General features: G+C 34.2%; 20 protein-coding genes, 2 pseudogenes and 1 other annotated feature. Of the genes and pseudogenes, 17 read left to right on the top strand and 5 right to left on the bottom strand.

What is annotated here, in order from left to right:
- The first annotated feature begins 47 nt into the window (after positions 1–47).
- A pseudogene (locus FD36_RS04595) lies at positions 48–1386 on the top strand (gluconate:H+ symporter).
- 39 nt (positions 1387–1425) lie between these two features.
- On the opposite strand, the gene FD36_RS04590 reads toward FD36_RS04595, so the two are convergent.
- Together FD36_RS04590 and FD36_RS04585 are read right to left on the bottom strand one after the other, a co-directional pair.
- Entirely contained in the window at positions 1426–1860 is a 435-nt protein-coding gene (locus tag FD36_RS04590; RefSeq protein WP_056958343.1) for a GtrA family protein, read from the bottom strand.
- Positions 1860–2798: a glycosyltransferase family 2 protein gene (locus FD36_RS04585; protein WP_056958341.1), complete on the bottom strand. Its 939-nt coding sequence runs from the start codon at positions 2796–2798 to the stop codon at positions 1860–1862. The genes FD36_RS04590 and FD36_RS04585 overlap by 1 nt, the downstream gene beginning before the upstream one ends.
- A 144-nt stretch (positions 2799–2942) precedes the next feature.
- Between FD36_RS04585 and FD36_RS04580 the strand changes: the two genes are divergently transcribed.
- Positions 2943–3806: a YihY/virulence factor BrkB family protein gene (locus tag FD36_RS04580; protein ID WP_225361252.1), complete on the top strand. Its 864-nt coding sequence runs from the start codon at positions 2943–2945 to the stop codon at positions 3804–3806.
- An 18-nt stretch (positions 3807–3824) separates the two neighbouring features.
- Here FD36_RS04580 and FD36_RS04575 read toward each other — a convergent pair whose 3' ends face one another.
- A complete protein-coding gene (locus FD36_RS04575; protein WP_056958339.1) occupies positions 3825–4271 on the bottom strand; it encodes a flavodoxin in 447 nt (148 codons plus the stop codon).
- Positions 4272–4349: 78 nt separating this feature from the next.
- Here FD36_RS04575 and recX point away from each other — a divergent pair, with 78 nt between their 5' ends.
- From recX to argH, 9 genes and pseudogenes are all read left to right on the top strand, one after another.
- A complete protein-coding gene (gene recX / locus FD36_RS04570; protein ID WP_056958337.1) occupies positions 4350–5156 on the top strand; it encodes a recombination regulator RecX in 807 nt (268 codons plus the stop codon).
- Between the two features lies 1 nt (position 5157).
- On the top strand, positions 5158–6285 hold the full coding sequence (locus tag FD36_RS04565) for an AI-2E family transporter (RefSeq protein ID WP_056958335.1): 1128 nt from the start codon (positions 5158–5160) through the stop codon (positions 6283–6285).
- Positions 6286–6352: 67 nt separating this feature from the next.
- A complete protein-coding gene (locus FD36_RS04560; RefSeq protein ID WP_014082306.1) occupies positions 6353–7930 on the top strand; it encodes a peptide chain release factor 3 in 1578 nt (525 codons plus the stop codon).
- Between the two features lie 23 nt (positions 7931–7953).
- Entirely contained in the window at positions 7954–9375 is a 1422-nt protein-coding gene (locus tag FD36_RS04555; protein ID WP_056958333.1) for a C69 family dipeptidase, read from the top strand.
- A 162-nt stretch (positions 9376–9537) separates the two neighbouring features.
- Positions 9538–10080: a biotin transporter BioY gene (locus tag FD36_RS04550; RefSeq protein WP_170126603.1), complete on the top strand. Its 543-nt coding sequence runs from the start codon at positions 9538–9540 to the stop codon at positions 10078–10080.
- A gap of 155 nt (positions 10081–10235) precedes the next feature.
- Positions 10236–10463, top strand: a binding site (T-box leader).
- Positions 10464–10523: 60 nt separating this feature from the next.
- A complete protein-coding gene (locus tag FD36_RS04545) occupies positions 10524–11975 on the top strand; it encodes an ABC transporter substrate-binding protein/permease (protein ID WP_056958331.1) in 1452 nt (483 codons plus the stop codon).
- Positions 11968–12711 carry an amino acid ABC transporter ATP-binding protein gene (locus FD36_RS04540; protein ID WP_056958329.1) on the top strand — a complete coding sequence of 248 codons (744 nt, stop codon included), beginning with the start codon at positions 11968–11970 and terminating at the stop codon, positions 12709–12711. The genes FD36_RS04545 and FD36_RS04540 overlap by 8 nt, the downstream gene beginning before the upstream one ends.
- Position 12712: 1 nt before the next feature.
- Positions 12713–13924: pseudogene (locus FD36_RS04535) on the top strand (argininosuccinate synthase).
- Positions 13924–15297: an argininosuccinate lyase gene (gene argH, locus FD36_RS04530; RefSeq protein ID WP_056958327.1), complete on the top strand. Its 1374-nt coding sequence runs from the start codon at positions 13924–13926 to the stop codon at positions 15295–15297. Before FD36_RS04535 ends, argH begins: the two are co-directional and overlap by 1 nt.
- 28 nt (positions 15298–15325) lie before the next feature.
- On the opposite strand, the gene FD36_RS04525 is transcribed toward argH, so the two are convergent.
- The gene (locus FD36_RS04525; protein ID WP_056958325.1) at positions 15326–16147 is read right to left on the bottom strand and encodes a MucBP domain-containing protein; all 822 of its coding nucleotides are present in this window, start codon (positions 16145–16147) and stop codon (positions 15326–15328) included.
- An 86-nt stretch (positions 16148–16233) separates the two neighbouring features.
- Positions 16234–18237 carry an ATP-dependent Clp protease ATP-binding subunit gene (locus tag FD36_RS04520; RefSeq protein WP_056958324.1) on the bottom strand — a complete coding sequence of 668 codons (2004 nt, stop codon included), beginning with the start codon at positions 18235–18237 and terminating at the stop codon, positions 16234–16236.
- 154 nt (positions 18238–18391) lie between these two features.
- On the opposite strand from FD36_RS04520, the gene FD36_RS04515 reads away from it, so the two are divergent.
- The 6 genes from FD36_RS04515 to FD36_RS04490 all read left to right on the top strand — a co-directional run bounded on the left by FD36_RS04515 (position 18392) and on the right by FD36_RS04490 (position 24406).
- Positions 18392–18586 carry a hypothetical protein gene (locus FD36_RS04515; RefSeq protein ID WP_014082296.1) on the top strand — a complete coding sequence of 65 codons (195 nt, stop codon included), beginning with the start codon at positions 18392–18394 and terminating at the stop codon, positions 18584–18586.
- Positions 18587–18688: 102 nt separating this feature from the next.
- The gene (locus tag FD36_RS04510; protein ID WP_014082295.1) at positions 18689–18955 is read left to right on the top strand and encodes a phosphocarrier protein HPr; all 267 of its coding nucleotides are present in this window, start codon (positions 18689–18691) and stop codon (positions 18953–18955) included.
- A 124-nt stretch (positions 18956–19079) separates the two neighbouring features.
- Complete coding sequence (locus FD36_RS04505; RefSeq protein ID WP_103450371.1) at positions 19080–20255, top strand: glycosyltransferase family 4 protein; 1176 nt, start codon at positions 19080–19082, stop codon at positions 20253–20255.
- Positions 20256–20258: 3 nt separating this feature from the next.
- Complete coding sequence (locus FD36_RS04500) at positions 20259–21314, top strand: glycosyltransferase family 4 protein (protein WP_056958320.1); 1056 nt, start codon at positions 20259–20261, stop codon at positions 21312–21314.
- The gene (locus tag FD36_RS04495; RefSeq protein WP_014082292.1) at positions 21298–22311 is read left to right on the top strand and encodes a lysylphosphatidylglycerol synthase transmembrane domain-containing protein; all 1014 of its coding nucleotides are present in this window, start codon (positions 21298–21300) and stop codon (positions 22309–22311) included. Before FD36_RS04500 ends, FD36_RS04495 begins: the two co-directional genes overlap by 17 nt.
- Before the next feature lie 31 nt (positions 22312–22342).
- Positions 22343–24406 (top strand): LTA synthase family protein, encoded by a 2064-nt coding sequence (locus FD36_RS04490; protein ID WP_056958319.1) that lies wholly within the window; start codon positions 22343–22345, stop codon positions 24404–24406.
- The last annotated feature ends 226 nt before the right edge of the window (positions 24407–24632 follow it).

The following is a 24632-nucleotide window of genomic DNA, read 5'->3' as shown; positions in this document are numbered from 1 at the left end:
AAGTTGGACAAAAATCTAACTCATGGGGTTCATATCAATTTGTTGTTTTGATTCTAGGAATTGCGTTGCTCCTTTTCCTAATCATCAAGTTAAAATTAAATACTTTCGTTTCATTGATTGTAACTGCTATTTTAGTTGCCTTAGGTTTAGGAATGAATCCAGCAAGTATTGCAGATGCAATTAAATTAGGAATTGGAAATACCTTGGGCGAGTTAGCTATCGTCTTTGGTTTTGGGGCCATGATTGGTCGGTTAGTTTCTGATTCTGGTGGATCATATCGAATCGCGAAAACTTTGATTGATAAGTTCGGTAAAAAGAGATTACAACTTGCAATTGTAATTGCTTCATTTATTATCGGAATGTCATTATTCTTCGAAGTTGGTTTGGTATTGTTAACTCCAATCGTCTTCGCAGTTGCTCTTGAAGCCGATGTTCCATTCCTTTATTTAGGGATTCCAATGGCAGCAGCTTTATCAGCTACGCAAGAATTTTTACCTCCATAACCTGCACCAACTGCAGTTGCAACTACCTTGGGAGCTAATATTGGACAAGTTCTTTTATTCGGAATTATTGTAGCAATTCCTTGTGTGATTGTTGCTGGACCAGTTTATACAAAAATTAGTCGTAAATTTTTCCCAGATGCTTTTGTAGTAAAAAAGAGTTTGCCAGCCTTTGGTGAAGTTAAACAATATAATTTAAAAGATACTCCAAGTTTTGCTTTAGCAGCCTTTACTTCATTACTTCCAGCTATTTTTATGGCATTAAATACCATTTATCAATTAGCTGTTCATGGTGGAAAAGAAATTGCTAAGCTACACGGTTTCGATGCTGTTATTTCAATGTTAGGTAACCCAATGATTGCCATGGTAATTGCTTTGTTATTTGCAATTTGGTCAATGGGCTTCCATCGTGGTAAATCTATGAAAGATATTTCACTTAGTATCAGTGACGCCGTGAAATCAATTGCTATGCTTTTACTAGTTATTGCTGGTGGTGGTGCTTTCAAACAAGTCCTAATTGCTGGAGGGGTAGGAAATGCCGTTAAAACAATGATGATGCATTCATCCCTTTCACCAATTATCTTAGGATGGTTAGTTGCCGTAATCCTTCGTGTTTCACTTGGATCAGCAACTGTGGCTGGTATGACTGCCGCAGGTTTAGTAATGCCATTGATGTCATCATTAAACGTTAGTCCAGTTATGATGGCTTTTAGCCATTGGTGCTGGTTCATTAGCTGCTTCACATGTTAATGATGCTGGTTTCTGGATGTTTAAAGAATACTTTGACTTATCAGTTAAAGAAACTTTAGGAATCTGGACGGTGCTAGAAACCGTAATCTCGGTTACAGGACTGATTGTTGTTCTAATTTTGAATATGTTTGTTTAAAAAAAGTTCCGCTGAAATTTAATTTCAACGGAACTTTTTTTATTTTGCTTCTTTTTCTTTAAATGAAATGAAAATTGCCCAAAAATAATTTAAAATTACCACTACAATATTTTGAATGATATTCCAGATGTTTTTTCCTAATTTGTTATTAAATCCTAAGATACTGACACCAAAAATTAAAATACCCAAACCGAGAATTCCAGTTACTAATCTTCCAGCAAAAAATGTTGTAATTTGATACCAGAATTCTTTTGCCGAATAATGTTTAGTATGAAAAACATAGTATTTATTAGTATAGAAAGCGAAGAGAACTGAGATAAACCACGCAATTCCATAAGTGATTGAATAATTAATGTTAGTAAATTGTGTCAATATGGTAAAGATAACCATATTGACGACGGTTGTTGCAACACCCCAAAAAGCATAAGGAATTAAATCACGGTGCTTTTGATACAATTCAATTAAGGACTTCATTATTTTTGCTCCTTAATGATGTATTGGGGGCGGTGCTTAGTTTCTAGGTATATTTTACCAATGTATTTACCTAAAATTCCTAAACAGAAAAGCTGAATTCCACCAATTAATAACATGATAGAAACTAGTGAAGGCCAGCCAGCAACTGAGCCACCAAAACAAATTGTTCTAATTACAGTAAAAATGATACCTAAAACAGCAAGGAAACAAGATAATCCACCGACCCAAGTTGCTACTTTTAAAGGAGCATCAGAAAAATCAATAATTCCCTCAATTGAATATTCAAGTAATTGAATCATTGACCAGTGGGTTTCCCCAGCTGCTCTTTCACGTCCGGCGTATTTAATGTACTTCGTGTTAAAACCTACCCAACTGAAAATTCCTTTAGAAAAGCGATTATATTCAGTTAAATCATTTACGGCATCAACATATTGACGTGTCATTAAACGATAATCACGTACGTTTGGTTTGATTTTAACATCTGATAAACGATCAATTACATGATAAAAAGTGGATGATAAGAACGCCCGAATTGGGTTTTGTTTTCGACTAGTTTGAATACAACCAACGCAATCGTAGTCTTCAGTTGTAATAATTTTTAACATTTTCGGTAATAATTCAGGCGGATCTTGAAGATCGACATCCATTAAAGCAATGTAATCTCCATTAGCTGATCTTAATCCAGCAGTAATGGCAGATTCTTTTCCAAAATTACGAGAAAAAGAAATAAAGTGGACTGTTTCAGGATGTTGATTATGCAATTCGTTTAAAATTTTTAAAGTATTATCTGATGATCCATCGTTGATGAAAATATAATCAGGAACGTACTTTTTTGAATCTTTATTCATTCCCGCAAAAACTTTTTCGACGGTATCATAAAATAAAGTAATTGATTCCTGTTCGTTATAACAAGGGACAACTAAACTAATAGTTTCCAAATTGAATCCTCCTTATAGTTGAAAAAATATTTTCAACTTTTAAAGCTAGTAAACTAATCCTAATTTTATCATTATTTAGATTGAATAGTAACTCGAATTCAATCTGTTATAATTGAATTAAATAAAGCTTAGGGATTACTAAAATTGAAGAAAAAGACAAAAATTTTTAAAAATAAAATCATTCCTTTTACTAAAATATTGGTAAAGCATTTTTCAATGGGTAACGTTTCAGATTCTGCCATTGTATTTGCGTACTATTCTTTGCTATCTTTATTTCCCATTTTAATCTCAATTGGGGGAGTAATTAGGTTAGCAAATGCTAATCCAACACGTGTGATTGACTCAATGAAACTGTTGATGCCAAGTTCAATTTACAAGATGCTGCAACCAATTGTGGAGTCAGCATTTAGTTCAGGACATGGCGGAAGTAATTTATCAGTTGGATTAATAATCACCATTTGGTCAGCAAGTAGTGCGATGGCAGCTTTTCAAAGAGCAGTAAATCGAAGTTACGGAGTGCTTGATCAAAGCGCTTTTATGAATCGAGTGATTTCCTTTTTATGGATGCTATTGCTAGTCGTTTTCTTATTTGTATTGATGATTTTACTTGGTTTTGGACAAGCACTCATTGACTTGCTTAACAAAATGATTAATATGCCATCTGAAGTTTTGCACTTGGTAGAGGCTTTTCGAATACCATTCATCGTTATCTTATTGGTCATTATCTTGAGTATGATTTACTTCTTTGTTCCGAGTCTCAAAACAAAGTGGAAATATACCCTTGGAGGGACATTATTTGCGTTGTTAGGATTATCAATTTTGTCACAACTATTTTCGCAAATTATTGGTGAATTTTTCCGTAACATTTCGGCTTATAAGACTTTAGGAACCTTTATTGTTGTTATGATTTGGCTTTATTTAACGGGCATGGTTTTGTTGATTGGCTCAGTTATTAATGCCAGTGTTCATGATTATTTTATTAAACAGTTCACAAAAAAAGGTAAATAAAAAAGACCACTCAGGGTCTTATTTATTTACTGCATCAAACAGTTTTTGAGAAAATTGGTCAAGCGTTTTAATGTCATTTTCATCGGGGTCAAGGTTAATTTTAACGTTTTCTGCACCTTGAGTAGCACCAGTTGCTAAAAGTTTTTTGGCAAATTTGTCAACTGCTAAATTATAGAATTCTTCATAAAAGACATCCCCAGAACCAGCAACACCAAAAACTTTTCCCGCTAAGTCCAAATCCCCAAGATCTTCAAAAAAGTCCATTCCTTCTTCAGGAAGGTTACCTTCATCGTAAGTATAAGGACAAATAACAATTAAATCAGTATCAGTAAGTTCTTCGGCTTCAGTTTGAGAAATTTCGGTTTCTTCAACATCCATCCCAAGATCTTCTAATCCTTCAGTTACAATATCAGCAATATCTTCATTGTTACCAGTAATAGTTGCGTATACGACGTGTGCTTTCATTTTCGGACTTCCTTTGCTTATTTATCAAGTAAGTATAGCAGAAGTTAGACTAATTGTGAATTTAGAGAGGTAAATTTAATGAGTAAGACTTACAAGGTAACCAAGGTTGAATCCCAGAAACGACCGGGACGCTACAATATTTATTTAAATGATGAGTATGCTTTTCCAATTAGCGAAGAAGTTTTAATTAAATTTGCGATTTTTAAAGGAACCGAGTTAACTAGCGTTTTAGTTGAACAAATTAAAGCTGCTGATAGCGTTTCAAAGTTATATGGTAAGGCAGTTGATTTCATTTCTTATCGTCAGCGGACCGAATATGAAGTAAGAACTAAGTTACAGACATTATCAGAAAATGAAGAAGCAATTGAATCTACCATTGAAAAGTTAAAGCAAATTAAACTACTTGATGACGAAAACTATGCCAATAGCTATGTTCGACAAATTGCTGATGGACAAGTAAAGGGACCACAAGCTGGAATCAGATATCTCAAACAAAAGGGAATTGCAGAAGTATTAATAACAAATGCTTTAGATGAATTTTATCCTGAGACAACGGTACGAGAGAATGCTACTGTTTTGGCTCAGAAGCTATTTGACCATCAGAATCGATACCCATATAATAAAAGAATTGAGAAAGCAAAGTTAGCATTGATGAGAAAGGGCTTTGGCTTTGACGTAATTGATCAAGCAATCAGTCAAATCGATGCTGAAATTGATGAAGATGAACAAAGTCAATTGTTAAAACAAGCCGGAATGAAACTTTGGAAAAAATACCGTGCAGAAGAACCATATCAAAGAAGACAAAAGTTAAAACAATCATTATATAGAAAGGGCTTTGATTTTGATGCGATTGATGATTTTGTCGACGAAGTAGAGAGGAATTAATTTGAAAAATCTTAAAGAAACAAAGTTAGTATTTTGGACATTTGAACTACTCTTGGTAGTTGGAATTGTGTTTTTATGTACCAAAGTTAGTTTTATTTTTTCACCAATTGGAATTTTCATTTCGACAATTTTTGCACCATTATTAATTGCGGGATTTTTATATTATATGTTAAATCCAATTTTGGAAATATTAATGAAAGTCAAAATCACTAAAACTAAGCGAATTAATCGAACTTGGGGAACAACCATTATTTTCGTTGCCTTGATTTTAATCATTGTCTATTTAATTGCATCGTTAATTCCACACTTGATTTCTCAAGTAGCTAATTTAGCAAATAACATGCCTAAATTTGCCGCTCATCAAGAAGAATCATTGACTAAAATGACTAGACACGGTTGGCTAAAAAATATTGATTGGGATCCAATTGTTTCTAAAATGCAGAAATCTTATGCTTCATACTTAAAAGTGATGCTCAGCAACATTAGTAATAGTGCTGGTAATATTATTTCAATAGCAACAAACGTTATCATTACCTTGATTACAGCTCCCATTATTTTATTCTACATGCTTAAAGATGGGGATAAATTTTTGCCAAGTGTAGAAAAATTATTTCCTGCTTTATCAGAATCACATCGCCGCCAGTCAGAAACATTATTGAAAAAGATGAACAAAACACTTTCTCATTACATCGGTGGTCAAGTAATTGAATGTCTATTCGTTGGAACATTCACTTCCATTGGTTATTTGTTAATTGGACAGCGGTATGCTTTATTATTGGGTGTTTTTGCCGGATTTTGTAATTTAGTTCCTTACGTTGGTCCTTACATTGGAATTATTCCTGCTTTATTAGTGGCTATCATCGTTAGCCCAGAACAGGCCTTTTGGACTATAATTGTAGTAATAGTTGTCCAACAGATTGATGGTAACTTTGTATATCCAAATGTAATTGGAAAATCTTTAAATATTCATCCACTTACAATTATCATTATTTTACTTGCTGCAGGCCACATTGCTGGATTAATTGGAACGATTTTAGCGATTCCAATCTATGCTATTTTGAAAGTAATTATCGAATATATCTACAGTATCTGGCTTGTTCAACATGATCAAAAGTCAGAAATTAATTAGCAAATCAATCCAGATTAATCCGGATTTTTTGCCTTAATTTTCACCAAAGCCCATTAGGAGGATTTAAATGAGTGACAAAAAATTAAACGAAGATGTAAGTAAACGACGTACGTTTGCGATTATTTCCCATCCTGATGCTGGGAAAACTACCATTACGGAACAATTACTTTTATTTGGGGGAATTGTGCGAGAAGCTGGAACAGTTAAAGCTCGTAAAAGTGGTAATTTCGCTAAGTCTGATTGGATGGAAATTGAACAAAAACGTGGAATTTCCGTTACAAGTTCTGTGATGCAATTTGATTACGAAGGTAAACGAATTAACATTTTGGATACTCCAGGACATGAGGATTTCTCAGAAGATACTTATCGGACTTTGATGGCTGTTGATTCAGCGGTCATGGTCATCGATGCCGCAAAAGGGATTGAGCCACAAACGAAAAAGCTTTTCCAAATTTGTAAAATGCGGGGAATTCCAATTTTTACTTTTATGAATAAGTTAGATCGTGATGGCCGTGAACCAATGGAATTAGTTAGTCAATTAGAGGATGTCCTTGGAATTGAAGCGTATCCAATGAATTGGCCAATTGGTTCTGGTCGAATTTTAAAGGGTCTTTATGATCGACATAATCATCGGGTTGAACTATTTGAACCAGGTGTGGAAGGTCGACATTTTTTACCACTTGATGATGAAGGAAATATCAAGGGCGATAATCAACTAGAAGGCGATAGCATTTATGATGATGCCAAAGAGGAAATGGATTTAATTTCTGAGGCTGGAAATGAATTTGATCCAGATAAAATTGCTAATGGTGATCAAACTCCAGTTTTCTTTGGTTCAGCGCTAGCTAATTTTGGAGTCCAGACTTTTCTAGATGCATACCTTGAAATGGCACCAGCTCCTGGTCAACATCAAACCTTACAGGATAAAGAAATTCAACCAATTGATGAAAAATTCTCTGGATTTGTGTTTAAGATTCAAGCAAACATGAATCCTCATCATCGTGATCGAATTGCCTTTGTGAGAATTTGTTCCGGTCGATTTGAAAAGGGAATGGACGTTACTTTAGATCGAACTAAGCGTGATATTCGTTTATCTAACGTGACGGAGTTTATGGCTAATACTCGAGAAAACGTTAAGACCGCTGTTGCGGGTGATATTATCGGTCTTTATGATACCGGTAATTTCCAAATTGGTGATACGATTTATACAGGGAAAGATGAAGTTACCTTTGAAAAACTTCCTCAATTTACTCCAGAACTATTTATGCGGGTTTCTGCGAAAAATGTTATGAAACAAAAATCATTCCATAAAGGGATTAAGCAATTAGTTCAAGAAGGTGCCATTCAGCTCTATACGACTTATTCAACGGGTCAATATATTTTAGGAGCCGTTGGTCAACTTCAATTTGAAGTTTTTAAATTCAGAATGCAAAATGAATACAATTCTGACGTTTTAATGGAACCAATGGGATCTAAGATTGCCCGGTGGATTGATCCAGAACAACTTGATGAAAAGATGTCATCATCACGGAATATTTTAGTTCGTGATACGAATGATGATCCGTTATTCTTATTTGAAAATCAATTTGCTGAACGTTGGTTCAAAGGTAAGTATCCTGATGTTAAATTAACTGCTAAGTTATAAAATTTTCGATAGGAGTGCTAAATATGAAACATTTATCAGCTTGTACCAGTGTTATGGTCGGAAAAAACGCTAGTATTGATGGTTCAACGATGATTGCGAGAAATGACGATACTTTTTTGCCATTAACGCCACAACGCTTTATTGTTCAGCCAGCTTATGAAAATGAAACTAAGGTTTGGAAATCAAACCAAAATGGATTTACGGCGCCAATGCCTAAAAATGGTTACCGGATGTTGTTAACTCCAAATGCGGATGTTGCTAAAGAAGGGGTTTATGCCGAAAGTGGTTTTAACCAAAAACACGTTGCCATGAGTGCCACGGAAAGTGTTTACGGAAACTTGAGCACACTCGCCCATGATCCGTTGGTAGCAAATGGCCTTGCCGAAGATTCCTTACAATCAATGGTATTACCATACATTAATTCTGCCCGTGATGGAGTACAATATCTCGGTCAATTAATTAAAGAATATGGTTCACCAGAAGGTAATGGGGTAATGTTTAGCGATAATAATGAAGTTTGGTACATGGAAATTGTTACTGGACATCATTGGGTTGCTCAAAGAATTCCAGATGATTCTTATGCCGTGGTTGCCAATCAAGTTGCTATTCAAGATGTTGATTTTGATGATGCTGATAATTTTATGTATTCAGATGGAATCCAAGAATTTGTGGAAAAATATCATTTAAATCCTGATGAAAACGAATTTAACTTTAGACATATCTTTGGAACTAGTAACGAAAAAGATCGTCATTATAATACTCCTCGAGTTTGGTATGGCCAACGCTATTTGACTCCAGAAATGGTTCAATCACCAACTTCTGCAGACATGCCTTTTATTTGTAAGGCTAATCGGAAGATTAAAGTTACAGATGTCGAATTTATTTTAGGTTCTCACTATAATGAAACCGACTATGATCCATTGGGCAAAGGTCCTGAAGACTTGAAGACTAAATTCCGTCCGATTGCGATGAACCGGACACAAAATTCACATGTTTTACAAATTAGAAATGATGTTAAACCAGAAATTTCAACAATCATGTGGTTAAACTTTGGGGTACCAGCTTTTAGTCCTTATGTTCCCTTCTTTGCAAATGTGAATGCGACTGATTCAACTTATGAAAATACTCCTTTGAAAATGGATGATACCAGTGCATACTGGATGTATCGGAAATTATCAATGATTGTGGAATCACATTACAGTCATTTCATTCAACAAGATCGTGACTTTAAGACGGATAATGATCAAATGTTTTTAACCCACGTTGAAAACACGATTAACCAAGCACAAAATTTAAAGCCAGAAGCAGTTTCAGCTTTCTTGCAAAAACAAAATCAAAGCTTGGTTGCTGAAATGGAAACGCGTGTGCATAAATTTATGAATGAATTAATGAGTAAGGGCTTAACGCTTTCAAAATTAACTTATGATATGGATAAAAATTTATAGAATTTAAAAAGTTGACTACTCAGTGGTCAACTTTTTTAGTTACAGATTAATTATTTTGTAAGCTCGCTAAGCTTAACTTAATAGATTTATTTAATTTTCGTCTAGGTTTAATGATTTAATTTCGAGATAATTAAATCATTAACTTAAGAGGAGAAAATTATTTTGAAAATTAAAGAAATTACTTATTGTGGGGTAATGATTGCAATTATCGTAGCTTTTAGTTTAGTCCCACCAATTGCAGTTCCAGTGATTCCAGTTCCAATTTCCTTTCAAACCATGGCCGTTATGTTAGCAGGATCATTACTAGGTAAAAAATTAGGAACCATCAGTGTTTTAATTTTTTTATTGTTAGTAGCAGTTGGTATGCCACTTTTAATTGGCGGAAGAGGTGGGTTTAGTATTTTCCTAGGACCAACTGCTGGATATTTACTAAGTTGGCCCATTAGTACTTTTTCGATTGGATGGTTATTGGAGAAAATTGGCAAATTGAACTTTTGGAAGTATTTAATTGCGAATTTAATTGGAGGAATGTTAGTCATGAATTTAATTGGTGCAATTGGATTATCATTTATAATTCATATGCCAATTTTGAAAGCAATAATTTCAACGACGATGTTTTTTCCCGGAGATATTATAAAAACAGTGATTGTTGCTTTTATTGCTGTTAAATTACAGCAAACTCACATTATTAAATTAGATAATTAAAGTATAAATTAACAATATTTGATTGATTACGTTGATTATTCGACAAAAAAGAACGTTCGATTAGCGTTAAGCATAATAAATAACTAGATTACGAATTATTTTGTAAAAAAAGGTTGTTTTTTAATTTTTTCATACTATGATAATTACAAGTTAAAAACAAAACGTTAACTAGGAAGTAGTAATTCAAAAGAGTGATTCAGTGAGATATTGGTTGGTGCGAAATATCATAAGCTCTTTTAAATGAATGTCACCTAGAAGTTGTATGCGATCAAAACCATACTGGGTGCTCCCATTACAGAGCCAACGATTCGAAGCTGGATTGTGAGAGATGTTATCTTTTTGATAGCATAAATAAGGTGGTACCGCGCATAAGCGTCCTTTAGTCAATTGACTAAAGGGCGTTTTTTTGTTGGAAATTTTTATTATTTAGAGGAGATGGGAAAATGAATGAATTTTTGAAAGCTTTATTTTTATGTATTGGGTTATTTTTAGGAGGAATTGGATTATCGGGAACGGTACATGCTGATAGTTCAGTTCAGAGTATTAAAAATCGTGGAGTACTAAAAGTTGTTACTTCACCAGATTATCCTCCCTTTGAATTTCAAATTAACAAACACGGTAAATCAGAGGATGTAGGAATTGATATTGAAATCGCCAAAAAGATTGCCAAAGATCTGGGTGTTAAATTAGAAGTTAAAAACATGGATTTCACAGCACTTTTGGTTGCAGTCCAAACTGGAAAAGCTGATATGGCCATCGGAGGAATTAATCCAACACCAGAAAGACAACAAAATGCTGATTTCTCCAAAATCTATTACTATGGTGGACAAGAATTTTTGGTTAACAAAGCTGATGCCGAAAAATTTAAAAACCAAAATGCTTTAAAAGGCCAAAAAGTTGGAACCCAAACGGGAACGTTACAACAACAACTTGCTAAAAAAGATTTAAAAGACTCTAAGAACGTTGGAATGGACAAAGCCACCGACTTAATTTTAGCTTTGAAAACTAATAAAGTTGCAGCAGTTGGAGTTGAAAAACCAGTTGGTCAAGCATATGTAGATAATGATTCTGATTTAAAGATGATTCCAGCTGATTATAAAATTGACAAAAAAGATACGGGTTCCGCAATTGCAATGGCAAAGGGTAACGACACTTTGAAAGATGCTGCTAACCAATCAATTGATCAAATCAACAAAGAAAATTTAATGCCTAAATATTTAGCAACTGCCGGTAAATACATGAAAGTTAATACCGCGGACACTTCAATGTTGCATTACTGGAAATACTTTTACGATGGGTTAACTCATACCTTACTAATCTCAGTTCTTGCTGTAATTGGTGGAATTATTTTAGGTGTAATCCTTGCACTAATGAAAATTAGCAAGTATAAAATTTTAAGTTGGCCAGCAATCAGTTACGTAGAAGTTGTTAGAGAAACTCCAATGATGGTTCAAGTCTTGTTAATCTACTTTGGATTAGGAGTAATCATCAACATTCCTTCACTAATTGCCGGAATCATTGCAGTTACGTTAAACAGTGCAGCATACGTCTGTGAAATTATCAGAGGGGGAATTGCCTCAGTTGATAAAGGACAGACTGAAGCAACTAAGAGTTTGGGATTAAGTAACGGTGATTCATTAAGATTTGTAATCCTACCACAAGCCTTTAAGAACATTTGGCCAGCCTTAGGAAACGAATTTATTTCTGTAATTAAGGAAAGTTCAATTGTTTCAATTATTGGAGTGACTGACTTAGTTTACGAATTAAATGTCGTTAGAGCTGATACTTATCGGGGAGTTGCCCCAATTGTCGTGGTAATGGTAATTTACTTTGTAATTACGTTTACCTTAACTAGAGGATTAAATTATTTGGAAGGGAAGATGAATCATGACTAAATCAATTATTGAATTAAACAACGTGAAAAAAAGTTACGCGGAAAACCATGTTTTAAAAGGAATTAACGGAGAGGTGCACGAAGGTGAAGTGATTTGCATCATCGGTCCTTCTGGATCAGGAAAGAGTACCTTATTAAGATGCATTAACCAATTAGAAAAACCGACAGATGGCGAAGTTTTCTTTAACGATGAAGATTTGGCTAAAATGTCAGAAAAGGAACTTAGCAAGTTAGGTGAAGAAATTGGAATGGTTTTTCAAAGTTTTAATTTATTCTCGAACATGACCGTGATTGAAAACTTAAAGTTAGCTCCGATGAGAGTTAAGCATTTAGATGATGCTGAAGCTGAAAAAATTGGAATGAAATATTTAAAGAGAGTTGGATTAGCTGATAAGGCAAATGCATATCCTGCTAGTTTATCTGGAGGACAAAAACAAAGAGTAGCGATTGCCAGAGCTTTGGCGATGAACCCCAAAGTTATGTTCTTTGATGAACCGACGAGTGCTCTTGATCCTGAAATGGTAGGGGAAGTGCTAGCTGTAATGAAAGAACTAGCAGATGAAAACATGACGATGTTAGTGGTAACTCACGAAATGGGCTTCGCAAAGAAAGTCGCTGACCAAGTTTGGTTTATGGCGGATGGCTACATTCAAGAAAAAAATACGCCACAAGCAATTTTTGATAATCCACAAGCAGGCAGAACGAAAGAATTTATTGGAAAGATAATCGGTGATTAAAATGGAAAAACAAAAAGTAGTTTTAGCCTATTCAGGTGGTTTAGATACTTCAGTTGCAATTGCATGGTTAAAGGATAAAGGGTACGACGTCGTAGCTTGTTGTATTAACGTTGGGGAAGCCAAAGATCCCGAATACGTGAAAAATAAAGCGCTTAAAACCGGAGCCGTGGCTGCCTATGTGTTAGATTGTAAAGAAGAATACGCTGATCAATATATCTCCTTAGCACTTCAAGCAAACGTTATGTACGAAGGCGTTTACCCATTATCTTCTGCTTTATCAAGACCATTAATTGTGAAAAAATTAGTGGAAGTTGCTAAAAAAGAAGGAGCAACAGCTATTGCCCATGGTTGTACTGGAAAAGGTAATGATCAAGTTCGGTTTGAAGTGGCAATTCATGCGTTAGCTCCTAATATTGAAGTGCTTAGTCCAGTTCGGGACTGGCACTGGGCAAGAGAAGAAGAAATTGATTACGCTAAAGACCATGGCATTGAAATTCCCATCGATTTAGATTCACCATATTCGATTGACTCCAATATTTGGGGTAGAGCCAACGAAGCTGGAATCTTGGAAGATCCATGGGTATCAGCACCAGAAGATGCCTATGCGCTTACCAAAGCAATTGCTGAAACTCCAGATTAACCAACGGAAATTGAATTAGAATTTAAAAATGGAATTCCCTTTAAATTAAATGGTGAAGCAATGTCATTTGCCACATTAATTGAAAAATTAGATGAAATTGCGGGCGAAAATGGAGTTGGAAGAATCGACCACATCGAAAATCGGTTAGTCGGAATTAAATCAAGAGAAATCTACGAAGCTCCTGCTGCCACTGTTCTAATTAAAGCCCACAAAGAGCTAGAAGACATCGTGCTTGAACGAGATTTAGCGCACTTTAAACCTCTAATTGATAAGCAAATTTGTGAAGTGATTTATAATGGATTATGGTTCTCGCCTTTAATGGCTGCTTTGAAAGCCTTTGTTGCCCAATCACAAAAAGTGGTGAACGGAACTATCAAACTAGAACTATTTAAGGGAAACATTATTATTTTAGGTCGGAAAGCAAACGACAGTTTATACGATAAAGATTTAGCTACTTACACATCTTCAGATTCATTTGATCAAGAAGCTGCGAAAGGATTCATCAAATTATGGTGTCTTCCTACTGAGGTTGCGAACCAAGTTGCCATGAAAAACAAGGGCGGTGAAGCGTAATGATCGACAAATTGTGGGGCGGCCGTTTTCAAGCAGAAACTAATGCCTTAGTCGATCAATTTGGAGCTTCAATTAACTTTGACCAATTGATGGCAGCGGAAGACCTAGAAGGTTCATTAGCGCACGTTAAAATGTTAGGCAAAACTGGAATTTTATCAGCAGATGACGTTGCGAAGATTGTAGCGGGACTAGAATCAATTCAAACCGATTTAGTGGCGGGAAAAATTGAATTTTCCGTCGAAAATGAAGACATTCATATGAACATCGAAAGCATTTTAACAGATCGAATTGGACCGGTTGCAGGAAAATTGCACACAGCTCGTTCGAGAAATGATCAGGTTGCCACTGATTTTCATTTATATGTTAAAAATCGAATTCCACTTGTGATTAAAGAAATTACGAATTTGCAAAAAGCCTTACTAAAATTAGCCGAAGCCAACGTGACCACGATTATGCCAGGTTATACGCATTTACAACATGCTCAACCAATTTCGTATGCTCATTATCTAATGGCCTATTTTCAAATGTTGCAACGTGACAAAGAACGATTTGAATTTAATTTAAAGCACACTGATATTTCACCATTAGGAGCAGCTGCCCTAGCCGGAACCACGTTTCCCATTGACCGGGAGTTTACTGCACAAGAATTAGGCTTTAATCAAATTTATGCTAATTCTTTAGATGCTGTTTCTGATTGGGACTTTGCGATTGAATTTTTGAGTAATAGTTCAATTTTAATGATGCATTTATCTCGTTTTTCTGAAGAAATTAGTATGTGGGTGAGTCAAGAATTCCAGTATTTAGAATTAAGTGACGGATATACCACCGGAAGTTCCATTATGCCGCAAAAGAAAAATCCAGATATGGTCGAATTAATTAGAGGAAAGACCGGTCGAATTTATGGGAACTTAATGGGATTGTTGACGACTTTAAAGGGAATTCCGTTAGCTTATAATAAAGACTTACAAGAAGATAAAGAAGGGGTCTTTGATACCTTAAAGACAATTGTGCCTGCTTTGAAAATCTTTACCGGAATGATTAAAACTTTGAAAGTTAACGAGCAAAAAATGAAAACCAGTACGGAAAATGATTATTCTAATGCCACTGAGTTAGCCGATTATTTAGCAGTGAAAGGGTTACCTTTTCGACAAGCACATGCTGTGGTTGGTAAGTTAGTCTTACATGGTATTCAAACGCACCAAAACTTACAAGATATGCCATTGGCTGAATTAAAAAATGGTAGTGAATTGATTGAAGCTGATGTTTATCCAGAACTTCAATCAGAAACTGCTGTGGCAAGACGTAATTCATTTGGGGGAACTGGGTTTGACCAAGTTAAACTCCAAATTGAAAATGCCAAAAAATTAATCTAACTAAAAAAACATCCAGACGGATGTTTTTTTAGTTAATTTTTTTGGTTTCATCATTAATTTTGGTAACGTATTCTTGTTTAATCCATTCCGCACCACCAAGTGAAAGCCATGTTTGTTCATTGGTATGGACTTCTTTGAAAACTTTCCAAACAGATCCAACGGGTAATTTAAAATCATAATTAGATTTTTCTAAAGCGTGGCTGTAAACAACAGCAGGGAGCTTTATTTTAACCAGATAATTAACTGGTTGAACTAATTTCCAATTGTCATGGCGATAATATAAGACGACATTTTGTGGTTCATTATTAAAGATACCATCTAAGTCACCAATTGAAATATGTAGTTGGTATCCAAGGATAGCAGGAATTTTAACTTGATAATGTTCATTTATCTCGCCAGTCATAAATTCTGGAACTTTCAGCAAGGTATTATTATCGTAATCAAAACAATATACCATGACAGGTTTTCCTAATTTTTTTTTATAATGAATAATAATGGTTTGTTGAGTGGCGACCACGATGGATGTCATTCCTTCAATTTTTTTAAAGATATAGTTTTTAAATTGAGGAATTGTTAAGCTTAATGGTTCTCCTAAATAAGATTTAAAAATTAACTGAGATCTTAGTTCGTCTTGATTGGCATTTAAAAATTTTACTAATATTGTTGCGGGATTCTTTGTGGATAAGGCATTCTGTTTTGAGGTAATCGTTAATTTATCTGAATTTTCAATAGTTTTGGGTTTGAAATTTTTGGCATTCCTTGTCATTGAAACTGAGTTTTTTGCTAGATGTTTCGGACGCGGTTTGTTCTTTTGCTTAGGCATAAATAATTTTTTGATAAAATTAAACAAATTAGTGACCTCCAAATGTAATAGTTTAATTTTAACATTAAATAAAAAATGCTACTTACTAATTCAATAGTAAGTAGCATTTTTGCTTATTTGGCACTAATTTTAATGTCTTTATTTTTATCTAGAGTAGCTTTTAATGCTCTAACATTAGGATTATCCAACAAATATCCAGCTACCTGATCTTCAAGTTGTTCTTGAATTACTCGACGTAATGGACGAGCACCCATTGCCGGATTGTAACCTAGTTCAGCTAATTGCTCTTTAACGTCATCAGAGACGTCAACAGTTAAATCATTTTGCGCTAATGTTTCATTCATATCACTCAAAAGAAGGTTTACAATTTGACGTAATTCTTTTTTATTTAATGAATTAAATTCGATGATATCATCAAATCGATTTAAAAATTCAGGCTTGAAGTAGGCACTTAATTTATCTAAAACAGAGTGAGTACTGCCACTCGTTTCGGCACCAAAACCGACGTTAGCACCCGTGTTTGCCCCAGCATTACTGGTCATGATGATGACAGTATCCTTAAATGATACCGTGCGCCCCTGTGAATCGGTTAAACGACCATCATCTAGAACTTGCAAGAAAGCGTGAAGCACATCTGAATGAGCTTTTTCAACTTCATCTAACAAAATCAAACTGTATGGATGACGACGAACCTTTTCAGTTAATTGACCAGCTTCATCATATCCAACGTATCCGGGAGCGGCTCCAATTAGTTTGGCAATTGATTGAGGTTCACGGTATTCAGACATATCAAAACGAATAATTGATTCTTTTGAACCAAAGAGTTGCTCAGCTAATTGCTTTGCAAGTTCTGTTTTACCAACTCCAGTAGGTCCGACAAAGAGAAATGAACCAATTGGACGACCAGACTTGTTAAAGCCAACCCGATTTCTTTGAATTGCTTTAGCCACTTTATTAACAGCATTACCTTGACCAATTACGTGTTTTTCAAGGTTAACATTTAAATTTTTAAGTTGTGCTTTTTCTTGATCTTCTAAATCAGCAACGGGAATGCTAGTAATTTCTTCTACAACTTGTTGCATATCTTTTTCAGTAACCGTATTGTTCTTTGTTTTTTCTTGGGCAAGGTTATCTTTTTGACGATTGAGTTGTTTTTCCCGATCACGATAAAATGCAGCAGTTTCATAATCTTCTTTATCTAATGCAGTTTCTTTTTGCTTTTCAGCTTCTGAAATTTCTTTGTCAATTGCTTTTGGATCAATAATATTAAGCGTTAGATTCTTTCTTGAACCAGTTTCATCCATTAAGTCAATGGCTTTATCTGGTAAGAAACGATCATTGATATAACGGTTAGATAGTTTTACGGCAGCATTAATTGCGTCTTCGGTATAATGAACCATGTGATAATCTTCGTAATTTTTTTGAAGTCCTTTTAAAATTTTGATTGCTTGTTCAGTCGTTGGTTCTTCTACCATAATTGGTTGGAAACGACGCGCTAAAGCAGAATCTTTTTCAATATCGCGATATTCTTTGAGAGTGGTAGAACCGATTAGTTGGAAATCTCCACGAGCCAAGGCTGGTTTAAGCACATTTCCAGCATCAAGACCACCTTCAGAATTTCCAGCGCCTACAATTTCATGAATTTCATCAATGAAAAGAATCAGATTCTTGTCAGCTTTAACTTCTTTGATAAGAGCCTGCATCTTCTTTTCGAATTGTCCACGAATTCCAGTTCCTTGAATCATTGAAACCATATCGATTTGAATAATTTTCTTATTGCGAAGTTTTTGAGGAACAGTTCCATCAGCAATCTTTTGCGCTAAACCTTCTACGATTGCTGTCTTACCAACTCCTGCTTCACCGATTAAAACAGGGTTGTTTTTAGAGCGACGATTTAAGACTTCGATTGCTCGAGCAGTTTGTTTTTCTCGGCCAATCATTGGATCAAGTTTACCTTGACGAGCTAATTTAGTTAAATCAGTTCCGTATTGAGCAATGATACCGTTATTTTTTCCACCATTACCAGGTGTTTTGGCACCATTCATATTTCCAGTTTGCATTGAGCGTAGTAAATCATCTAAATTACTGAAACCATAAGCTCCTTGTTGTCCTTCCATATTCAAAACCTCCTTCATAGTTTTGACCTTTGTTGACTATTTAAAATTAATTATACTCACAAGCAAAGTTGATTCAAGTAAAGTGACTGTTAATTATTATTTAACTTTTTATGGTAGAATATAATAAGAAAACGTTTTCAAATGGGGGTCTTTTTTGGATAAGACAAAATCAGATTATACAGAATTATTGGATCAGCTTCGTGATGGTAAAATCAAAGAACTTACAATCACGCCAGATGAATTTCTCGTTTTTCAACAAGCGTTTATGGATTATGAAACTCGTAAACGAATAATTGGAAATGCTGGCGATCAGGGAATTGTTGTTTATCATTACGATAATGATAATTAATTCTTAAATTAACAGAATACAGGTTTGAAAAACTTGTATTTTAAATTAGTTATTGGTAACCTTAAAGTATAAAAAAGGTAAATTAAAAGGAGTGCGTTTATTATGGAAAAACGTCAATTCAAAATTACAGCAGAAACCGGTATTCACGCTCGTCCTGCTACTTTCTTAGTTCAAACTGCAAGTAAATTTAACGCAAACATTACATTAGAATACGAAGACAAGACAGTTAACCTTAAGTCAATCATGGGAGTTATGTCACTCGGTGTTGGTCAAAACGCAGTAATTACAATTACTGCTGAAGGCGACGATGCAAAAGAAGCACTTGATGCGATTGCTAAAACCATGAAAGATGAAGGGTTAATCGACTAATTTTTTAATGATTAAAGAGAGTTGCTGAGGCAACTCTTTTTATTTGTTTTCATAATTTGCAAAGTGTTTTTTAAACCCATATAATTACATTTGTTTAGCTCAAATTGAAAGGATGAAGATTAACTTGAATATTGGACTATTTACAGATACATATTTTCCCCAAGTTAGCGGGGTAGCCACCTCAATCAAGACCCTTAAAGATGAGTTAGAACGTCGTGGAAATAATGTTTATATTTTTACGACAACTGATCCAAATGCAAAAGAAGTAAAAGATGATCATATCTATCGTTTCTCAAGTATTCCCTTTATTTCTTTTACTGAGCGACGGATTGCAGTCCGTGGTTTATTTCAAGCAACACAAATTGCAAAAAAACTACATTTAGATATTGTTCATACTCAAACTGAATTTTCGATGGGAATGATTGGAAAATTTGTAGCCAAAAACCTAAGTATTCCATGTATTCATACTTATCATACGATGTATGAAGATTATCTTCATTATGTTGCTAATGGTCATTTATTAAAACCGATTCACGTTAAAGAGGGAACTTTGTATTTTTGTCATCATTTAGATGGGATTGTTTCTCCAAGTAAACGCGTGCTAGATAAGTTGACTGGTTATGGTGTTAAAAGTCCAATTAGGATTATTCCAACTGGGATTAATGTTGAGCATTATGAAGAACCAAGTACGGTCGATATTCGTAAGAAATTGGGAATTTCAGAAGAAACTCCGGTTATGTTGTCAGTTAGTCGCTTGGCTTACGAAAAAAACATTTCTGAATTAATTGACGCACTTCCTAAAATTTTAAAACAAGTTCCAGAAGCTAAGCTTGTAATTGTAGGACAAGGTCCAGCCGAAAATGATTTGCATCAACAAGTGAAAAAATTAAAACTCGAAGATTCAGTGATTTTTACAGGTGAAATTGATAATGATGATGTTTACCGTTACTATCGAATGGCGAATGTATTTGTGTCAACGTCTGAATCAGAATCTCAGGGACTAACTTACATTGAAGCAATGGCTGCTGGTACTAAAGTAGTAGTTGCGACCAGTCCTTACACTGATGGATTAATCAATAATAAATCATTAGGAATGACTTTTAATTCAGAAGTCGAATTTATTGATGACGTGGTCACGTATTTACAAAACCCACAGCAGTATCCTAATAATTTAGAATTGCGAAAACAAAAATTACATGATATTTCTGCCGTTTACTTTGTTGATCGAATTATCGATTTTTATGATGCGGCTTTGAACAATTATGACAATTCATATGATGATGTGACTGACGAGGAGTAGTTGATGTTAAAAATTGATATGTTTTCCACTGCCACAAAAATTAAAGGACAGGGAGTGGGAAGTGCTTATACTGAGTTGGTGCGGATGTTAACGGAAAAGTTTCCCCAACAATTTGAAATTGAAATTAATAAATACAATCGAACTGATCTTAGCCACTATCATACAATCGACCCAATGTTCTATTTATCAACTTTTTCTAAAAAAAGGGGTCGAAAAATTGGATACGTGCATTTTTTGCCGGAAACGTTAGATGAGAGTTTAACAATTCCCGGCCCGTTTCGTAAGTTGTTTTATAAATACGTAATTGCATTTTATAAAAGAATGGATGAAATTGTTGTGGTTAATCCGACCTTTATTCCAAAGTTGGAAAACTATGGAATTAAACGCGACAAAATTACATATATTCCAAATTTTGTAAGTAAAAATGAATTTCATTCGGTAAATAATGTCGAAAAAAAGAACTTACGCAAACAGTACCACTTTGATGAACAAAAATTTACTGTAATTTGTACTGGACAAGTCCAAATACGTAAAGGGGTACTAGATTTTGCTAAGTTGGCTCGCCAAAACCCTGATTTTCAATTTATTTGGGTTGGTGGTTTTTCGTTTGGTGCAATGACAGCAGGGTACGAAGAACTTAAGCAATTGGTTAATCATCCACCAGTTAATTTAGTTTTTCCTGGAATTGTTGATCGCAATAAATTAGTTGATTATTACGATATGGCGGATGTTTTTTTATTGCCGTCATTCAATGAATTATTTCCTATGTCAGTATTGGAAGCTTTTTCATGCGGATTACCGGTTGTTTTACGTAATTTGGACCTTTATAAAAAAATCATTGGTGGATACTATATTTCAGCTGATGATGAAACTCAAATGAATAGTGATTTGAAAAAGTTAGCAAGTAGTCCTGATTTGATACAAAAGTTTGTAAAAAAATCACAAGAAGCTTCAACTTATTACTCAGAAAATCATTTAGCTGAAATTTGGTATAAATTTTATACAGAACAAGCTGAGATTGGACGAGTGAAAGGACAGATTAATGTCAAAAAGAAATAAGCTATCACTTTTATTTGTGATTGCGATTGGGTTACTTATCGCTTGGTATGCACTTCGTGATATTAAATTTACAGTTTTAATTCACGATTTAACTAAGCTTAATCCTGCATGGCTTTTATTAGCAGTTTGTTGTATTTTGGCCTATTTGTTTTTTGAAACAGTGATTACTTACCTACTTGTTCATAGCAGTAATCCAAAATTCACTTTTCATGATGCAATCCGAGTTCCATTAGTTGAACAATTATTTAATGGAATTACGCCTTTTTCATCTGGAGGACAGCCTGCTCAGTTGGTCATACTGATGCAGTCAGGGGTTGATGCGGGAAAAGCAACGTCTGCCTTAATGATGAAATTCGTGGTCTATCAGATTATGATTGTATTTAATTTTATAATTAGTTTGATAATTGGTTTCGAATTTTTAATTGATAAGGTTCATGCATTAGCATGGTTCGTATTATTTGGTTTTTTAATCCATTTAGTTGTGATTGTTGTATTATTAATGATTATGTATTGGTACCAATTTACTAAAAAAATAATTAATTTAATAATTAAACCTTTAAGGTGGTTTGTTGGCGAAGGACGTTATCAGAATTGGGTTATAATAGTTAACGAAAAAATTGATTCCTTTTATACCGAAAGTGTTAAAATTGGACATCAATGGAAATTATTGGGAAAAGTTTTTATTTTGACTTTTTTTCAATTGCTTTTTTATTACATGATTCCTTATTTTGTGATGCGTTCATTAGGCTGTAACAATGCAAACATTATTATGGTTACTAGTTTAAATATTTTGATTTTCTTAGTGATATCGATGTTTCCAATTCCTGGAGGAGCCGGTGGAGCGGAATATAGTTTCGAGATGCTATTTAAAAGTTACATTTATAGTAGTAGCAAACTAGCAGTTGCAATGATCTTATGGCGAATCCTAACTTATTATGTAGGACTTGTTTTAGGATTGTTCGCCTTGCTAGTAAAGCCCAGCAAGAATAAAAAATAGGTTATATTGTATTATTTTGGAGGAAAAAGGAATGGTTAACGTCTTAAAGCGCATTCGAAATTTTTTTAATACAACTTTTGGTTTCTTTACATTAGTTGTAGTTTTGTTTTGCCTAAAAACTTACATTGCATATCGGACGGATTTTACCCTTGGAGTTACAGGTGGAATCCAAAACTTTTTACTTGTAGTAAATCCAATTCCATCAGCATTATTGCTTTTTGGAATTGCATTGTACTTTAGAGGGAAGCTCTCATATTGGTTAATGTTAATCATTGATTTTTTGCAGTCAACTTGGTTGTTTGCAAATATTTTATATTACCGTGAGTTTTCTGACTTTTTATCAATGGGAATCATCAAAGGAACAGGAGATGTTCAAAACAACTTAGGAAAGAGTTTTGTCCAAATTTTGCGTCCAGGTGATTTTATTGCTTATGTTGATATTGTTATTTTGATTTTACTATTACTTTTTAAAGTAATTAAAATTGATAAAAAACCATTTAAGAAGCGTTTTGCTTTCTTAATTACGATCCTTTCATTTGTCTTAATGTTTGCAGAATATAATGTTGCTAACGCAGATCGTTCTGGTCTATTAACGAGAACTTTTGATAACAACTACATTGTTAAGTATTTGGGATTAAACGAGTATGCAGCATTTAATATCTATCAAAATCATCAAGAAAGTCAGACTCGAGCAAATGCAAAAGTATCTGATTTAAAAGGTGTACAAAAATTTATCAACCAGAATCAAGTTAGTCCTAACGTGCAATACTTTGGTAAAGAAAAAGGAAAGAATGTCTTTATCATTCATTTGGAAAGTTTCCAACAATTTTTAATTGATTACAAAGTCGATGGAAAAGAAGTTACACCAAATATTAATAAGTTCTACCATAATCAACATACAATTGCTTTTGATGATTTCTATCACCAAGTAGCTCAAGGAAAGACTTCTGATGCTGAAATGATGCTAGAAAATTCATTGTACGGATTGCCACAAGGCTCAGCAATGGTTAGCTATGGTGCACAAAATACGTATCAAGCTGCTCCTTCAATTCTTGATGAAGAAGCTGGATACACCAGTGCTGCCTTTCATGGAGATGTTCCAACTTTTTGGAATCGAAATAATGCCTACAAATCATGGGGATATGATTATTTCTTTAGTGATTCGTACTATAAAACAAAACCTCAATACAATATTGGTTATGGTATGAAGGATAAGATTTTCTTCAAACAAGCGATTCCTTATATTCAACAATTACCACAACCATTTTATGCTAAATTAATTACATTAACTAACCATTATCCATATGAACTAGATAAGCGAAACACTTCATCCCCTGCAACTAAGACAGGTGATAATACGGTTGACCCTTATGTGCAAACTGCTCATTATCTTGATCAATCATTTGGTGAATTTGAGGCCTACCTTCAAAAGAGTGGATTAGCGAAAAATAGTGTTGTTGTTTTATATGGTGATCATTATGGTATTTCTAATAATCACCGTCCCGCCATTGCTAAATTACTAGGTAAGAAGAGCGTCAATAAATATGATTTGGCTCAGTTCCAAAAAGTTCCATTTATGATTAATGGAGGCAATTTGGATGGACATATAGATCATACCTATGGGGGAGAAATCGATGTGTTGCCAACCTTACTTCACTTACTAGGAATTAAAAATAACCATATGATTCAATTTGGTCATGATTTATTAAGTAATCAAAACCAACAAATCGTTCCATTCCGTAATGGCGACTTTGTTTCTAAACAGTACACTAAAGTTGGTGGAACCATTTATGACACAGCAACAGGGCAAGAAATTCATCCTACAAGCTCACAGAAGAAGACAATCAATAATATTCAAAAGTATGTTGATGATTCTTTAGAAAACTCCGACAAGGTCGTTTATGGAGATTTATTACGGTTCCATAAACTTAAAAACTATAAAGATGTCAATAAGAAAACTATTGATTATAATAAAAAAGCTACCTTAAAGAAATTAAAAGAAGAAGATAAAAAGAAAAAGACAGATTTGATCGATCAAAATGGTGGTAAATCCACGATTAATGATTTTAAAACTGATGCTCCAGAACTTAAATAAATTAAAAAGATGCCGATGAGGCATCTTTTTTTATTTTATTGAAAAAGATATTGACGAAACTTCATCTACTTGGTAAGATAGTATTTGTCGTTGAGATGACTTATTATTTTTAAAAAAATTATTTCTAAGTTTTTGTTGACAATAATTTTTAGTCGTTATACAATGATTAAGTCAGCAAATGGTTGATATAAGTTCGTTTGCCGCAAGTAGATCTTTGAAAACTGAA

This window comes from Fructilactobacillus sanfranciscensis DSM 20451, assembly GCF_001436035.1.
GTDB classification, from domain to species: domain Bacteria; phylum Bacillota; class Bacilli; order Lactobacillales; family Lactobacillaceae; genus Fructilactobacillus; species Fructilactobacillus sanfranciscensis.
Note: the sequence above shows the minus strand (reverse complement) of the source record. Positions and strands in the feature narration are given on the sequence as shown.

What these genes read in the sequence shown, in the direction of transcription:
- FD36_RS04560 (WP_014082306.1), top strand. Translation starts at nt 6,353, where the DNA reads ATGAGTGACAAAAAATTAAACGAAGATGTAAGTAAACGACGTACGTTT.
- FD36_RS04590 (WP_056958343.1), bottom strand. Translation starts at nt 1,860, where the DNA reads ATGAAGTCCTTAATTGAATTGTATCAAAAGCACCGTGATTTAATTCCT.
- FD36_RS04495 (WP_014082292.1), top strand. Translation starts at nt 21,298, where the DNA reads ATGTCAAAAAGAAATAAGCTATCACTTTTATTTGTGATTGCGATTGGG.
- FD36_RS04520 (WP_056958324.1), bottom strand. Translation starts at nt 18,237, where the DNA reads ATGGAAGGACAACAAGGAGCTTATGGTTTCAGTAATTTAGATGATTTA.
- FD36_RS04575 (WP_056958339.1), bottom strand. Translation starts at nt 4,271, where the DNA reads ATGAAAGCACACGTCGTATACGCAACTATTACTGGTAACAATGAAGAT.
- FD36_RS04540 (WP_056958329.1), top strand. Translation starts at nt 11,968, where the DNA reads ATGACTAAATCAATTATTGAATTAAACAACGTGAAAAAAAGTTACGCG.
- FD36_RS04490 (WP_056958319.1), top strand. Translation starts at nt 22,343, where the DNA reads ATGGTTAACGTCTTAAAGCGCATTCGAAATTTTTTTAATACAACTTTT.
- argH (WP_056958327.1), top strand. Translation starts at nt 13,924, where the DNA reads ATGATCGACAAATTGTGGGGCGGCCGTTTTCAAGCAGAAACTAATGCC.
- FD36_RS04500 (WP_056958320.1), top strand. Translation starts at nt 20,259, where the DNA reads ATGTTAAAAATTGATATGTTTTCCACTGCCACAAAAATTAAAGGACAG.
- recX (WP_056958337.1), top strand. Translation starts at nt 4,350, where the DNA reads ATGAGTAAGACTTACAAGGTAACCAAGGTTGAATCCCAGAAACGACCG.
- FD36_RS04510 (WP_014082295.1), top strand. Translation starts at nt 18,689, where the DNA reads ATGGAAAAACGTCAATTCAAAATTACAGCAGAAACCGGTATTCACGCT.
- FD36_RS04545 (WP_056958331.1), top strand. Translation starts at nt 10,524, where the DNA reads ATGAATGAATTTTTGAAAGCTTTATTTTTATGTATTGGGTTATTTTTA.
- FD36_RS04555 (WP_056958333.1), top strand. Translation starts at nt 7,954, where the DNA reads ATGAAACATTTATCAGCTTGTACCAGTGTTATGGTCGGAAAAAACGCT.